Origin of the sequence: Salinispira pacifica (genome assembly GCF_000507245.1) — a bacterium.
In the GTDB taxonomy this organism is placed as follows: domain Bacteria; phylum Spirochaetota; class Spirochaetia; order DSM-27196; family Salinispiraceae; genus Salinispira; species Salinispira pacifica.
In genome coordinates, this window is record NC_023035.1 from 1217501 (window position 1) to 1232913 (window position 15413).

The window sequence follows — 15413 nt, forward strand, 5'->3', positions numbered from 1 at the left end:
AGAGGACAGTGTCAGGTGGGCAGTTTGACTGGGGCGGTCGCCTCCCAAAGAGTAACGGAGGCGCGCGAAGGTTCCCTTGCGCTGGTTGGAAATCAGCGTGTAAGTGTAAAGGCATAAGGGAGCTTGACTGCGAGACAGACAAGTCGAGCAGGTACGAAAGTAGGTCTTAGTGATCTGGCCGTGGCGAGTGGAAGCGCGGTCACTTAACGGACAAAAGGTACTCCGGGGATAACAGGCTGATCCTTCCCAAGAGTTCACATCGACGGAAGGGTTTGGCACCTCGATGTCGGCTCATCGCATCCTGGGGCTGGAGCAGGTCCCAAGGGTTTGGCTGTTCGCCAATTAAAGCGGTACGCGAGCTGGGTTCAGAACGTCGCGAGACAGTTCGGTCCCTATCTGCCACGGGCGTTGGATATTTGAGAGGAGCTGCATTTAGTACGAGAGGACCGATGTGGACAGACCTCTGGTGTACCAGTTATCGTGCCAACGGTAAGTGCTGGGTAGCTACGTCTGGAGGGGATAACCGCTGAAGGCATCTAAGTGGGAAGCCCTCCTCAAGATGAAATATCCCTCTATCTTAAAGATAGCTAAAGGGCCCTGGGAGACTACCAGGTTGATAGGCTGGAAGTATACGTGTGGTAACACATTCAGCTGACCAGTACTAATCGCCCGTGCGGCTTGACCATATTTTTCGGTGATTATTTAGTGCAATCAACGAAGCACGTTGAACAACAATGTTGTTCACTATCAGATCATTTTTCCCCAAGGCAGTGAAAACTGCCTTGATATGACCCTGCGCCGGGCCCGGCAAGACCGGGATAGTGCAGCGGTGACTTAAAACACAAGCAATTAAATTGCCTGGTGACAATAGCGAAGGTGTCCCACCCGTTCCCATTCCGAACACGGAAGTTAAGCCCTTCAGCGCCGATGGTACTGCGGTTCAAGCCGTGGGAGAGTAGGTCGTCGCCAGGCTTTTTTATATTTAAATAGCCTCAGCGAAGCTGTGGATGATTAAATATAAAAAAGGTGGAACCTGGCGACGACCGTAGCCAGGTGTTTGCAGAGCAAACACCGAAGGAAACGAGGACGTGCAACGTCCGAGTGGAGTCGTCGCCAGGCTTTTTCTTTTTAAATTCCCTTTGGGAATTTAAAAAGAAAAAGCCTGGGAACCTCGAGCGAAGTCCCGAAGGGACTTTGCGGAATCGAGCGGACTTCGACGAAGGCCGGGAGAAGGCTTTTTATCCGTCAGAGAATCAAATCAAACTAATGCGCATCGAAACAACAGCAGCTGCTATTCGCCTATGCGTCCAGAGGAACCTCGAGCGAAGTCCCGAAGGGACTTTGCGGAATCGAGCGGACTTCGAAGAAGGCCGGGAGAAGGCTTTTTTATCCGTCAGAGAATCATATCAATCTAAATCAGAGTCGAAGTTTCTCAGCTTGCGGGAGAATCGAAAAATTAGAATCTGAATTCCTTTCAGTCGCAGGAACGTTTATTTCAAAGGGAGCAGGCATTTCCTACGCCAGCGTCCTTCAGGTTTTGCAGTGCACAGAAGCTTGTGAAAACATGCCAAGTGCAAATTAATCTTCCGAACCCCCGCTGCCCATAGTGGTGTAAAAATCTACACCACCATATGAAGAGCTGCCTTGACTGCTGGGATTTCGTTTCACAAGCTTCTGTGCACTATAAAAAAACAGGATGCCTGATGTATGAGGCATCCCGTTCTCGTGTACGCTGATATACACCAATCAGTCAATACCGATCTCAATACCGGAAACACTTCCGCCGGGCTCAACTTTTGTTCCACCTACAGACCATTGCGGACTGTTGCTTTTTCCAAACTGAATCTGGAAATCAAATGTTGAAGAATATCCGGAAGACTCTTTAACTTTCAGGACACGGTGCAGTTCATTGCCGTCTATGGCATTATTATTATTGTCATCAATAAAAAACACCACGTACGCATATTCATACATCGCACTTTCGGTTTGGGATTCACTACCGTCTACATCCAAAATAAAGTCAAAGGAGTAGCTGGCATCACTTCCCGCGCTTACTGAAGTTACCTTTTCAATGTTCGAAACCACTGTTCCATTATCATCTGAAAGATCATAATCAAGAGCGCCAGCCGAAGATGCGGCCAGCACGACTCCCAGGGAGCCCTCTACATCCCCATCACCTCCGGCAATCAGCACTTCCGCCGTCCCGGACAGAGTAAATTTCATTTCATCCGCAGGCGGATTCAGCAGGGCACATGAAGAGGTCGCAACAAGCATTGCCGCCACTAACAGAACAAATGTCAAATTGGTACGTTTTTCCATTCAACGCTCCCTTTTTCCATGACTATTTGATCATAGTTTTCGTGGAAAAATTCCTTGTTTTCTTTCTTAAAACAATACCGAGTCCCCATGTGCCATGTAAGCGATTTCATCGCAGCTCCTTTCAGCACAGCGAAAATCTATCTGAAGAATTGGATGTGTACCATGCCGGTGAAAGCCAACCTTCTTCAAATAGCGGGTCATCTCTGCTTTTTCCGATTACTCGTGATATCTTTTCAGTACCTGATAAACTTGGAGGTTAATTGTGAAAAAGCTAATTAGCGTACTTGCGGTTTTTCTGCTTTCTTTCACCGCATTTTCCCAGACGGTAGATATTTCTGAGCTCGAGAATCAGTTTGAGGAATTCAGTGGCGATATAGCTCCTGCGCTGCCCTCGGCAGCGGTAATGGGAACCACCTGGTCCGATGCCTATATCGGTAAGGTGTTTCCGTCCATGCCGCCGCATTTGGGTGCCGGTGCCTTTGTAGGTGCTGCACTGTTTCCTCTGGATGCTTTTGAATCCCTGTTATCTGTGGTGGATTCATCCGCATCCCTGCCGTCACAGATTACGGATTTGGGTGCAGTTCCCCTGCCGGCATTCGGTGCTTCGGTGCGTATCGGCGGGGTGTTTTTACCTTTTGATGTGGGGGTGAAATATGCAGCTCTCCCTGCAGAGTATTCAGCCGTCAGCAACGCAGTGCTGGACTACAGTCTTGTGGGTGCTGATATCCGCTACGCATTATTGAAAGGCGGGGCAGTGAAGCCCAAACTTTCGGTGGGACTGGGATTCAGCCGTTTGAGCAGTTCCATATCAATACAGAATATTCTTGAAGGAGATTACGTAATACTGGAAAACCCCGGCACAAGCGAGCAGCTGGTGCTGTCAAACCCGGATTTTCAGGCCGGCTGGACATCAACGGTGCTGGACGCCACTGTCCAGGTGAGCAAGTCATTATTGATATTCACCCCCTATGCCGGGGCCGGGATTTCCTATGCCAATTCCGATATTTCCGGCGGGATCAGTACATCTGTCAAGGATGAAAACGGTACCGAACTTACCCAGGAACAGATTGACAGTTTGATCGAAGATTATGAATCCTTTACCGGTGAGAATATTCCTGCGGTGGATGTGGACGGATTTATATCCACTATTGCACAGAAGGGTGTGTCGCCCCGGGTATTTCTGGGTACAAGCATCAATATTTTTGTAATGCGTCTGGATGTGAATGCGTCATATAATTTCAGCAGCAGTAATTTCGCAGCGGAGCTGGGCCTCAGATTTCAGCTTTAGGTTGTTGCATTTCTCTGCTTTGTTCCCGGTTCCCCCCACTGCGGGTGCCGGGGATGAAGTATTTCTCCCTATCCCGCCGATAACTTGGTATGAAAGCGATTGAAATTTTGCCCTTTCTGGCTTATTCTTGGTAACAGTAAGTGCGGAGGTTCAGATGGCAGATAACAGTTTACAACTGGTCACATTTCAACTTGGAAACGAACTCTATGGAATAGATATTATGGATGTAGAGGCTATCGTTCAGGTTGAAGAGGTGCGGGAAATACCCAATTCCCCGAATTATGTGGAAGGAATCTTTAACCTCCGTGGTGAGATCATTCCGGTAATCAACCTTCACACCCGGTTTCATCTTGCAAAACCGGAAATGTCCGAAGAAGATGAACTTCTCAGCGGTTTTATCATTATTAATATTGATGAGATGCAGATTGCGGTAATTATCGACAAGGTGAGCAGGGTGATCACCATAGATCTGGATGAAATTCAACCTCCACCACAAATGCTCAGCGGAATAGGTGCCGAGTACATTCAGGGTGTGGTGAACAAACAGGATGGGTATCTGATTATTCTCGATATCCGGCGGCTCTTTAATGTGCGCGAACTCCAGGCTCTCGAACAGATGGGAGTGTATAAGTAACTATTGCCAACCCGCACGGCATACTCTACATGCGGCATACTTATAGAGCGGCATGCGCTATTCGGTTGGGCCGCATGCTGTTCCGTTGCCTCGGCAACCCGGCTGATGCTGATTTTTTCTCAGCAATATGGCTCTTTCCCGAAAAATCGTATACAATGCTCCTTCCCTGCGCCGGGTTCCCGGTGCCGGTATTTCTCATAACATTACGAGGTTTATATGGCAATCCCGGTGTTTCGGCCTTCAATAAAACGAAAAGATATGGATGCGGTGCTTACTTGTCTTGTGTCAGATCAGTTGGGACCCGGGTCCTATGGAGAGGGTCTGGTTCATGATTTGCTTGAGCGGATCGATGCCGATGCAGGCGTACTTCTCAGGGAGCGTCTGCGGGGGATCGAATTGGGCTTCCAGGCACTGGAGCTCAAGGCGGGGGACAGGGTTGCCGTATCACCCCTGAGTGACATGGGGTATTACTTTGTGGCACGGCGTATGGGTCTGGAGCCGGTTTTAATTGATGTTCAGGAGTCGGCTCCGGTAATGGATTTTGAGATACTGGAAAAGCTTCATGGTGAAAACGCGTTTTCGGCTCTGGTACTGGACCATCCTCTGGGATTTTCTCCGGAGACAGAAACTGTCTCTGAACTGAATATCCCGATTTTTCAGGACGCTTCAAATATACTCAGTTATCAGTCCGATGGAGGCTGCATCGGCGACTGTATCCTGGTAAGCATGGAGCCTGAGAATTTGATTACCAGCGGAGGAGGCATCTTCCTTGCTTCCAAGACTCGAAAACGCAGCAAACTTCTTAACGCCGCGGTTGAGGCGTATCCCCAGGATATCTACCTTCCTGATATGAATGCGGCGTTGGGGGGAATGCAGGTGAAGGAGCTTAAATCCTTTATCACCTCACGGGAAGAGCTGAAGAGCGTAGTAGTCCAGCAGGCCATGCAGGGGCGGCACAGAGTTCTTTCCAGTGATGATCAGATCGTCCCCTCATATCTCGCCCTGTTTCTTCAAAGTCCAATGCAGGATGTGATTCAGTATGCGGTAAAAAAACAGGTTGAAATACGTCCGGCCTTTGAAAAATCTGTCATAACATCTCTTCTGCGGGATTTCGATTCCGGCAGCGAGGAGGGCAGTTCACCTGCAGAGCTCTATCCACAAGCATCATCCTATTCATTGCGGTCTGTGGTGCTGCCTCTGTATCCCAGCCTTTCGCGAAAGGAGCTGGATATCATGCTGAAAGTGGTGAAAACCCTGCCGTGATGAAAAAAACCCGTTTAAGATGTAATTAATTGCCCTGCAGCGAAGCTTTACATTAAAAATTTGAGTAGGTATAGTGGATTCAACGTGACGGGATATATGACTGATACGAATCTGGGTAACATTGAAGAAGTTCTGATTGTCGCAAATTATCAGAAGCCTGAAGCCAAACCTCTATCTCACAGTATTCAGATCTTTCTGGAAGAGAAGGGTGTGAAGTCTGAAGTGTTCGGTTTCTCCGGAAAGGCGGATCTGGTTTGCGAACGGAATTATGATCTGGCCATTACCCTTGGGGGAGACGGGACGGTATTGTTTGCCTCCAGGATACTTGCACCTCTGAATATACCGATTCTCCCCATAAATCTTGGTAATTTCGGGTTCATCACCGAGGTATCCAAGGATGACTGGCAGAATGATCTGGAAAGGGTCCTCAAGGGTGAGGTCAATCTGGGCAGCAGAATGATGCTTTCATTCAATCTGAAAAATGATGCTTCAAAACGCGGCGGCGAAGAGCTGTGCGGCCGGGCCATGAATGATGTGGTGATTTCCGGTTCGGGGATTTCCAAGCTGGTGAATCTGATGGTGCATCTGGATGAATCGGAGCATATAGAGTACAAAGCAGACGGCATTATTTTCAGTACATCCACGGGCTCCACCGCCTATTCGGCTGCTGCCGGAGGACCGATACTTCATCCGGAGATGAATGCCATTATACTTAATCCCATTTGTCCCTTCACCCTCTCCCACAGACCGCTTGTCCTGCCGTCGGAATCGGAGCTGAGAGTTGAAATAGCCGAAGATCAGAGAACGGAGCTTACTCTCACCGTGGATGGTCAGTTGAGCTACCCGTTGAAATCCGGGGATGAGCTGTTTATTCGTAAGGCATCCAGTGCTGCCCGAATTCTCTACTCGGGCAGCAGAAGTTTTTACGAGGTGCTCCGTGCAAAACTGAGCTGGACCGGCGGTCCGGAATAACAGGATATTTCACATGCTGGAAAATTTACACATTGAAAATTATGCATTGATTGAACGGCTTGAACTGGATTTTGCCCGGGGAATGAACACCCTCACAGGCGAAACGGGTGCAGGAAAGAGTATTCTCGCCGGCGCACTCAATGTACTCCTGGGCGGCAAGGCCACAACCGGGGCCATCCGCAAGGGTGCCGAACAGGCCGTGGTCAGCGGCAGTTTTTTACTTCCCTCATCCGGGGATGCAGCATCCGCCTGCCGTGACTGGCTGGACGAGCGGGGCATAGAGTTTGAGGAAGAACGGGTGATTCTCAGGCGGGTTCTGAAAAGTACCGGCAAGGGAAACTCATTCATTCAGGGCAGCATTGTTCCCCGCCAGCAGCTTGCAGAGTTCACTTCCATCCTTATTGACATGCATGGTCAGCATGAGCATCAGAGTCTTTTTAATATCCAGCATCATAGGAGATTTATCGATTCCTACAGTGCATGTGACGATCTGCGGGAAAGCGTTCAGAGGGATTTTCTGTTTCTGAATGAAAAAAAAGAAGAGCTTGAGAGTCTTCTGAATGATGAGCGGGACAGACAGGAAGAAATCGATTATCTGAACTTTTCCATCAAGGATATTCAGGAACTTGACCCCCAACCGGATGAGGACACTGAGCTGGACAAGGAGCGTCAAAAGCTTCAGCAGTACGAACAGCTGTTTGCCAATGTTGAAAAAGCCTATGATGCCCTCCACGACAATGAGGCATCCGCCTACGGGCTTGTATACAGCGGTATGTCCGCACTGGCTGCCGCTGCTGAAATTGATCCCCAGCTCAAGGAAAATTCCGAGCGTCTGGAATCCCTGTACTATGAGCTGGAGGATGTTGTAGCCCAGATCAGCGGATATAAGGATGATTTGAATTATGATCCCCAACGTCTGGAATTTATTGAGGAGCGGTTGGCGGAACTTTCCCGGGTAAAGCGCAAACACGGCCCCCGGCTCAGTGATGTGCGGGATTTCCTTGAACAGGCTCAGATTAAGGTTCAACAGCTGGAGAATGCCGATGACTACAGTCAGCGTCTGGAAAAGGAAATTCGGGAGCTGGAGCAGGCTCTTATTGAGAAGGCCAAACGTCTTTCCACTGCACGAAAAGAGGGCGGAAAAAAGCTTGAAGAGCAGGTACAGCAGAGTCTTCAGGCTCTCAGCATGAAAAAAGCCCGTTTCCGGGTGAGTGTAACCCAGAAAATGTCCGATCGGGGAATCCCGGTCTGCGGCGCCACCGGAATTGACCGGGTGGAATTTCTTCTTTCTGCAAATGAGGGTGAATCCCTCAAACCCCTTCGGAGCATTGCCTCCGGCGGTGAACTGAGCAGGGTGATGCTCGCAATCAAAACTGCACTGGCTGAAAGCGATGACATTCCAACCCTGGTGTTCGATGAAATTGACAGCGGGATCGGCGGGGAAGTGGGAAGAGCCCTGGGCGAACATCTGAGAAGTCTTTCCCGCAGCAAACAGATTCTTTGCATTACCCATCTTGCCTCAATCGCCTCACATGCCGATGCTCATATTAAGGTGATGAAGAACGAGCAGAATGGACGCACCATAACGTCTGCTGAACATATCCAGGCTGATGCACGGGTGGAGGAAGTCGCCCGAATGCTGTCAGGTGACAGCAGTACCCAGGCAAGCCTTGAGCATGCCCGGCAGTTGCTGGCAAGCGCTTCAAAAATCCGGTAAAAAGCCCTATACTATGGGTATTGCGGAGGATGTATGGGAAAAGTCAATGCTGAGGCGAAAAAGACCTACGCCGAAAAGGTGAAGGTATACAAACAGCAGATTGAGCAGATACTTCAGCGGGAAAAAAGCCTCCTTGCGGTAGTGGATAAAAGCGATACCACCCAGGCGTATAAACTTATTACCCTCTGCGAAGACCGTCTGAATCTTGCAGCCCACTACCTCCTGCTTAACCGTATTTCACTCTCGATGCTGGGAATTAAAAATGAAGCTTTCCTGAACGATGCGCGGAAGAGCTGCTACGAGAGCATTATTCATCTGGAGCGGATTGTCAGCGATGCCGTGGACGCCCCATTCACCGATATGGAGGAGTACTGGGCTCTCATCGATGAACTGAGCGACCGGAAACGTTACGAGATTCTCATGAAGCTGGGATTTACCATCGAATCTGTCATTGAAGGCTTCGGTGAAAACACCAAATGGAAATGGTCGTTTGTGGATCTCAACGGGCGCTATGCCGCTGTTTTCAAGAACATGATCAATTTCAAGACCATTGTTGCAGGGCTTGATCCCCGTATGGAGGACTATCAGATCAGATACAAGCTGCTGGAACAGGCAAAGTCGCAGCTGGTTAAATCAGCAGACGAGTTTCGGCTGAAATATGAGCTTTCCACCAGCCGTATAGATGATTTTAAAACGGCGATTAAGTTTCTTTCAGCACTTCGGAGAATTCATCTCGTATTGGGGGAAAGCGAGGGTGCCGAAGATGTAAAACGGAAGATGGAGTTGTGGAAGCAGAAGATGGAAGACGATGACCGTAAACAGGCCTGAAACGGGCCTTCGGTTCTCTCCGGCATCACCGTCAGGCAGATAAAAATCGAAGGAAGACGTATTTTTCATGAACATTATTCGCATACTCCTGATCCTTGCAGTGGCGTCCGGTATTTTCCTCCCCATGTTCTTCAATCCCCCTCAGCTGACCCGGGAGCCGTTATTAACGCCTGTGTGGATGCGGGACTTTCGCCCTGACTCCCGGGAGTCCGAAGACGGCTTTCGGATGGCCGGCAGTGGCTCCGGGGATGAACCTGGGCTGGAGGCGGAACTCAACTGGGTGCCGCTATTTCAGGATGGCAATCTTTTATATGTAAGCGCCCGGGGAGATGCCGGAAGTTATGAGGATGCCTCTTTTTATCTTGATTATAATTCACACAGATATTTCAATACCGGTCAGTATCACAACACCCTTGTGGCGAGAACCCCCCGGGGCGGCATCGATGAGGTTCTTCAGAGCAACTGGTTCCCCGTCCTGAGTTCCCAGGGGCTGCTTCTCGTTTCACCCGACGGGTTTGGCCTGAAACGCCTGGATGAGCAGCTGAGGGAGCTGTTTACCCGGGAATGGGCGTCTCTGATCGTTACTGCAGATACAGCTCAGGACCAGGATGAAACATATACCGTCGTGGGGCTGCTGGATGGACGTATCGTGATTCTGAATAATAACGGCGAGGAGCTGTACAGCAGGGGGCTCCGGGATAATTCCAGATACCCGGTAATATACAATGTTCAAATTATGGCAGGTTCACCTGAAGGGTTGGAATTAGTGGTTCTGGCAGGGCATACCCCCCTGCATCTGTACCGTATTTCACTGGCTAAAGATCAAGACGGCGGCCTCTATGCTGTGGATCCGGTTCGCAGGGAGCTGCCGTTCCAGATTACTTCACCTGCGCCATTGTTTGTCCGCCGCGGTATTGAGGAAACGTTTTTTGTATCTCATGACAACCGGACTTTTTCCCTGAGTTACAATCCTGAATCCGGTACTCTGTCAGAGGCTGTAGCCCGGGACACCCCCGGGGCTTTGACTGAGTTCTGGCAGGATTATCCCTCCACCCCGGAGCGCCGTTTGGAGGGAAACCGTGCTGGAACCGAGCTGTATGTGTACCGGGGCGATACTTCCACCAGCCTTGAACTGTACGGAGGGGAGGGGTACCTATGGTTCAAAAGCGCCAGGAGCATTCCCTACGCCATTAATTATCTGGACTCCATGTTCTTTCAACGAATCGATTCCAGGGTGTTTGCCTATGTACTGGAGGAAGGCTGATGTTTGTACCCGCGGAGCGCAGGGATTCCCGAGCCCGGGCCCAGGCCATGATGCGCTGGATTCTTTTCCTCACTGCTCTCTTCGCCATCTTTCTCTTCAATTCATTCAGATGGCCGGAGAACGCAGAGGTGGTAACCGAATTCGCCAGCACCGGGAGCCCCCTTGCCTCAGGGCGCCCAGCACCGTTTCTGGCACTGAGTTCTCCCGGGGGGTATTCCCGCAGCAGCGATTCACCTGTGCTGTTTCAGGGGAATCTTCCCAACGGTCTGGGTTTTATTCAGGCTTATGCGGATGCCCAGGGGTATGTGGAGGTGTTCGGGAATCTGAACGGAAAGGCCCTTCAGCCCGATTCCGGGGATCTTCCAACCATGGGTATGAACAGCTGGAGCGAACTGTCCAAGCCGCTGATATATCTGATTCTTGATCACCGGAGGCATCAGGTGGTCAACCCGGAACTGTTCATGCCAAATCCGGCGGGAAATGCCCCTCCATCGCTTCGGCGGATGATTTTCCGGACCCCCGAATCCGTTAATGAAGAAGAACAGAATGGCATTGAATTGTGGTCCTGGTATAGAAGAGCGGATATCCCCCATGGAGAGTATATACTCAGTCTGGATACCGCCGACGGCAGGTTCGAATGGAATGATGTGGGGCGACTTTTTTCGGTAAGGCTGTATGTAAACGGTCAGCTTCAGTATATTCAGGGGAATTCATACTTCGTGGAGGATGAAGGCGGAATCCGTCTCTTCCCCGGGGAATCCGGAGACTTTCGCTCTATTCCGATTTCCCTCCGGCCGGGAAAGAATATTATTGAAGTGTATTTGGAAGATGCAAAGGGGTTATCACAGGCATATGAATTTACCATCGATGGCGGAGCTCCTGGGGCTCAGTAAGCATAGCTATAAGACGTTCAGTACGGTTCCACCGGCTGACGAAACACACAGAAAAGTGAACTGCCCCATCTGCGGCGGCAGCGGTGTTGAGCCTCATTGGGACTGCGGAAGTCATATCTTCTCACGATGCAGGGGCTGTTCCCACATTTATCAGAATCCCATGCCCGAGTCCCATCATCTGCTGAACCGTTATGATGAGGAATATAAGGAGTATGAGATTGAAAACGGGCAGATCTTTTTTGATCTCATGCGCTACGGTCTCAGAGATGCCGGCATTTTTTCTTTGGAGAGAAAACTGCTTTCATCCGGTGAGCCATCTCCCGCCGCGTTGGATGTAGGCTGTGCCACCGGCGTGCTGGTGAAGTACCTGAACGACCGGGGATGGCGGGCAGAAGGACTGGAAGTGTGTGCTCCCGCTGCGGACTACGGTATTCAGCATCGGGGTGTTCACATTCATACCCGGCCCCTTGAGCAGGCACAGCTCACTTCGGAGGCATATGATCTGGTGCATTTTTCCCATGTCATTGAACACCTGTTTGATATCAATACCTTTCTTGCCGAAATACGGAGAATTACCCGTCCCGGCGGTCATGTGGTAATAACCACGCCCAACACCAGAAGTTTTCAGGCCGGACTTATGGGGCCTCACTGGCGGTCGGCCATCGCCGACCACACGCATCTTTTCAACCTGACCGAACTGCGAACTCTGCTCAGGCGGCATGGCTTTCAGCCCCTGCGCTGGAAGACCTGGGGGGGAATTCCGGCAGGTATGGCTCCGCCCTGGCTGAAGAAAAAGGTGGATAGAATAGCACGTATTACCGGTTATGGAGATGTTGTGATGGTGATGGGTCGCCGGGTATCTTGACACAATCTCCCGATTTTCCTAGGATGCCCATTAGTTTCCTAAATGGAACCAGGGGTATATGACTAGAGAACGGATATCGAATTTAAGTAATGGCGATCTTTTCAAACTTGCAGAGACCTTCTCCATGGATGTGCTGGATGATCTGCAGCTGGATGAAGAGAATCCGGATCAGCTCAGCAACGCACAGCGCAAAGAGCTGGAAGAGCAGATTTACGAAGTCCTGGAAGAAGTGCGGCAGGAACAGCGCAGGGGAGATGCTCATCCTGTTCAATATCATCAGAAACACTTTCTCAGTATAGAAGAGTTCTTCGGACGAAAGATTGAAGATGAGAGCAGTTTTTTCCAGTTTCCCGATCAGTATAATGTAACGCGCATCATGCTTATGCTCAGGGATCCCGAGTGGGCATACAGCTATTGGGATATCTCCAACCAGGACAGATCACGAATTGTACAGCGTACAGATTTCCGCTATTTTGTAATTATCCTTGCAGAAATTCAGGATGAATATTCCGCCGGTCCCGGAGGAGATGTTCCCCTGGAGGAACCTGTTCAGATGGAAATACCCGTACAGCTTACCGACAATAACTGGTACATCAACCTTCCCAGAAAACATACCTCCTATATGGTTGAGCTTGCTGCAGAGTATGTGGAAAACCGGGAGGTATTGGCTTCCTCGGGAATTATCAGAGTGCCTGGGGGCAGCTTCAGTGCCAACCTTGAGAATATCAGCAGCCGTGAGACTGAGGTGCTGCTGGCTATGTCCGGTATTGAAGATCTGGGTGTAAGTTCCTATGAGGGGACTCCCCGGAAAATCGTGGAAGTACTGGAAAACGGCGGAAGCAATGAATAACCTGCAACCTTGTAGATGCAGCAGTTCTGCCGCTGCCTGCACATCAGGAGTTTAAAATCATGGGAAATATACAATTACTGCTGCATGCTCATCTTCCGTTTATCAGACATCCGGAGCATGAAAGCTTTTTAGAGGAAACCTGGCTGTTTGAAGCCATTTCCGAGTCCTATACGCCTCTCCTTCTCATGCTTGACCGCCTGGATGCAGAGGGTGTGGTACCGGGTATCACCATCAGTTTTTCACCCAGTCTTACTGCCATGCTGGATGACGAACTGCTGCAGCAGCGTTATGTGCGGTACCTGAAAAAATTGATTGAGCTTGGAGAAAAAGAGGTGGAGCGCACCCGGGATGAAGCAGCGTTCTCCCGGCTTGCATCCATGTATCTTGATATCTACCGTCGAAATCTGGATGTGTTTGAGAATCAGCTTCACCACAATATTCTTTCGGGTTTTGATTATCACCAGAAGAAGGGGAATATCGAGATTATTACCAGTCCCGGAACCTATCCCTTTCTCCCTTTTTATGAGCAGTATCCGGCAAATATTCACGCTCATCTGGAAGCTGCCCTGGATAGTCATCAGAAGATTTTCAATAAGGCCTCCAGAGGCATCTGGCTTCCTGAATGCGGGTATTACCCCGGTCTTGAAAAACATCTGAGAGAGCATGGCGTGGAATATTTTTATCTGGCTGCCCATGGAATTCTTTTTGCGGATAATTGTCCCAAGTCGGGCACCTATGCGCCGGTTGAAACTCCCGGCGGGCTGTTCGCCTTCCCCCGGGATGTATCTTCGGTGAACCGGGTCTGGTCGGAAATAGACGGCTACCCCGGGGAATTCGCATACCGGGATTTTTACCGGGATATCGGACACGATCTTGATTTTGACTACATCAAGCCCTATATCCATCTGGAGGAAATCCGGGTGAACACGGGGTACAAATATTATGCGATTACCGGAGAAACAGATCACAAGCAACCCTATGATCCCCAGGCGGCTCAGGATAAAGTGAAGGAGCATGCAGAGAATTTCATCTTCACCCTGGAAAACCGGGTCCGGAAGGTATCCGGGCTGATGGATCAGGAACCGGTGATTACCACGCCGTTTTCAGCCGAGCTGTTCGGACACTGGTGGTTCGAAGGAGTGGCATGGCTGGAAGAGGTAATCCGGGGTATTCAGTCTCCCGCCTGCAAGGACCTTCGCATGGGTACGCCATCCGCGTATATTGATGCGAATCCGAAGCAGCAGAAGCTGAGTCCGGTGTTTTCCAGCTGGGGTAACAAGGGCTATGCAGAGGTGTGGCTCAGCGGACCCAATGACTGGATCTATCGCCATCTCCATTCGGCCATCGAGCATATGCAGGAACTGGTTGAGCGCTTCCCTGAAGTCACCGGCTTGAAGCGCAGGGCATTGAATCAGGCTGCCCGGGAAGTACTCCTGGCACAGACCATTGACTGGTCGGTGATTATGCGCTCGGGAGTTTCTGAAGAGTACGCCCGGGCCCGGATTCGGGAACATATCGGGAATTTCTATTATATATACGAGGTCCTGGGGCAGGGAAATCTCGGCACCGAGTGGCTGACAACAATAGAACGGAAAAACAATATATTTCCCAACATCGACTATCTCACCTTCGCCGCGAGACTGGAGCGGGATAACGGACGCCTGGGGCATCCCTATGTTGTCACCGACCGGGTGGTGAAATAGCCTGCTGTATGTACTGAAATATCACACTGTACACAGCTGAAAAAACACCGCGTATATGTGCCGGAGAAAAAACCGGGGCGTCTGAACCATTGGTTCCGGCGGCCTTTGGCGTTTTAAACGCCGGAAGAACTTTTATCGTAACTCCTCACCTTTTCTTTCTGTTCATTTCAACCATGCCGGACCGGCTCGCTGTTCTGCTTAAGCATTTTAGGGTATCCAGAATCATACTCAACGGATAATGAGCAGTCTTATCTTGGATTTTTTTATGAAATGGAAATTTTCTGTCTACTTCCTTGACATATGAATTTATTGTCGTAGTATAAAAGAAGTGGTAATTTGTGGGAGAAATAGGGAAAAAGTGGGAGAGTTAGGTGCTTACAGGGGAATATCGAAACAGTCTTGATGAAAAGGGACGGCTCCTGATTCCATCCAAACTCCGAAACGCTATCCCGGGAAACTCACTGGTTATCACCAGAGGTGTTGATCGCTGCCTTTGGCTGTTCAGCCCGGAAGAGTGGAGGAACCTGTCCGCCAGTCTGATGGAGGCGGCCAGTCCGTTTCAGAAACGGGCGCGGTTGCTCCAGCGGAGGATTATTGCCCCTGCCCAGGAAATAGAACTGGATAAGGCCGGGCGCCTGAATATTCCTCCCACCCTTGCAGAATCTGCAGGCTTGAACCGGGAGTGCATGGTGCTGGGCATTGAGAAATATCTTGAAATATGGGATATGGAGGAGTATCAGCGGTATTTTGAAGACACTGAGGAAGAATTCAGGGAGGCTGCCGAAGAACTGGGAGGGTTCGTCTCCTTCTGAAAAGG

Annotated in this window: 13 protein-coding genes and 2 rRNA genes (1 of these 15 cut by a window edge); 14 read left to right on the forward strand and 1 reads right to left on the reverse strand. The window is 50.1% G+C overall.

What is annotated here, in order from left to right:
* Positions 1-686, forward strand: a 23S ribosomal RNA gene (locus L21SP2_RS05345) (it extends 2289 nt beyond the left edge of the window).
* Positions 687-857: 171 nt separating this feature from the next.
* Positions 858-972: ribosomal RNA gene (gene rrf, locus L21SP2_RS05350) — 5S ribosomal RNA — on the forward strand.
* A gap of 774 nt (positions 973-1746) precedes the next feature.
* On the opposite strand, the gene L21SP2_RS05360 is transcribed toward rrf, so the two are convergent.
* Complete coding sequence (locus tag L21SP2_RS05360; RefSeq protein ID WP_041401231.1) at positions 1747-2319, reverse strand: hypothetical protein; 573 nt, start codon at positions 2317-2319, stop codon at positions 1747-1749.
* Positions 2320-2581: 262 nt separating this feature from the next.
* Between L21SP2_RS05360 and L21SP2_RS05365 the strand changes: the two genes are divergently transcribed.
* The 12 genes from L21SP2_RS05365 (at position 2582) to mraZ (ending at position 15408) form a co-directional block, all read left to right on the forward strand.
* Entirely contained in the window at positions 2582-3607 is a 1026-nt protein-coding gene (locus tag L21SP2_RS05365; protein ID WP_024267470.1) for a DUF6588 family protein, read from the forward strand.
* A gap of 154 nt (positions 3608-3761) precedes the next feature.
* On the forward strand, positions 3762-4241 hold the full coding sequence (locus L21SP2_RS05370) for a chemotaxis protein CheW (RefSeq protein WP_024267471.1): 480 nt from the start codon (positions 3762-3764) through the stop codon (positions 4239-4241).
* 216 nt (positions 4242-4457) lie between these two features.
* Positions 4458-5504 carry a DegT/DnrJ/EryC1/StrS family aminotransferase gene (locus L21SP2_RS05375; protein ID WP_024267472.1) on the forward strand — a complete coding sequence of 349 codons (1047 nt, stop codon included), beginning with the start codon at positions 4458-4460 and terminating at the stop codon, positions 5502-5504.
* A 96-nt stretch (positions 5505-5600) separates the two neighbouring features.
* Entirely contained in the window at positions 5601-6476 is an 876-nt protein-coding gene (locus tag L21SP2_RS05380) for an NAD(+)/NADH kinase (RefSeq protein ID WP_041401233.1), read from the forward strand.
* A gap of 13 nt (positions 6477-6489) precedes the next feature.
* Positions 6490-8193: a DNA repair protein RecN gene (gene recN, locus L21SP2_RS05385; RefSeq protein ID WP_024267474.1), complete on the forward strand. Its 1704-nt coding sequence runs from the start codon at positions 6490-6492 to the stop codon at positions 8191-8193.
* Positions 8194-8226: 33 nt separating this feature from the next.
* The gene (locus tag L21SP2_RS05390; protein ID WP_024267475.1) at positions 8227-9021 is read left to right on the forward strand and encodes a hypothetical protein; all 795 of its coding nucleotides are present in this window, start codon (positions 8227-8229) and stop codon (positions 9019-9021) included.
* 67 nt (positions 9022-9088) lie between these two features.
* Positions 9089-10285 (forward strand): hypothetical protein, encoded by a 1197-nt coding sequence (locus L21SP2_RS05395; RefSeq protein ID WP_024267476.1) that lies wholly within the window; start codon positions 9089-9091, stop codon positions 10283-10285.
* Complete coding sequence (locus tag L21SP2_RS18545; RefSeq protein WP_024267477.1) at positions 10285-11178, forward strand: hypothetical protein; 894 nt, start codon at positions 10285-10287, stop codon at positions 11176-11178. The genes L21SP2_RS05395 and L21SP2_RS18545 overlap by 1 nt, the downstream gene beginning before the upstream one ends.
* Entirely contained in the window at positions 11138-12043 is a 906-nt protein-coding gene (locus L21SP2_RS05405; protein ID WP_169730431.1) for a class I SAM-dependent methyltransferase, read from the forward strand. The genes L21SP2_RS18545 and L21SP2_RS05405 overlap by 41 nt, the downstream gene beginning before the upstream one ends.
* 58 nt (positions 12044-12101) lie before the next feature.
* Complete coding sequence (locus L21SP2_RS05410) at positions 12102-12893, forward strand: DUF4912 domain-containing protein (protein ID WP_081719478.1); 792 nt, start codon at positions 12102-12104, stop codon at positions 12891-12893.
* A gap of 59 nt (positions 12894-12952) precedes the next feature.
* Positions 12953-14596, forward strand: coding sequence for a glycoside hydrolase family 57 protein (locus L21SP2_RS05415; RefSeq protein ID WP_024267480.1), 1644 nt, complete (start codon positions 12953-12955; stop codon positions 14594-14596).
* Between the two features lie 371 nt (positions 14597-14967).
* Positions 14968-15408 (forward strand): division/cell wall cluster transcriptional repressor MraZ, encoded by a 441-nt coding sequence (gene mraZ / locus L21SP2_RS05420; protein ID WP_024267481.1) that lies wholly within the window; start codon positions 14968-14970, stop codon positions 15406-15408.
* Positions 15409-15413 lie beyond the last annotated feature (5 nt).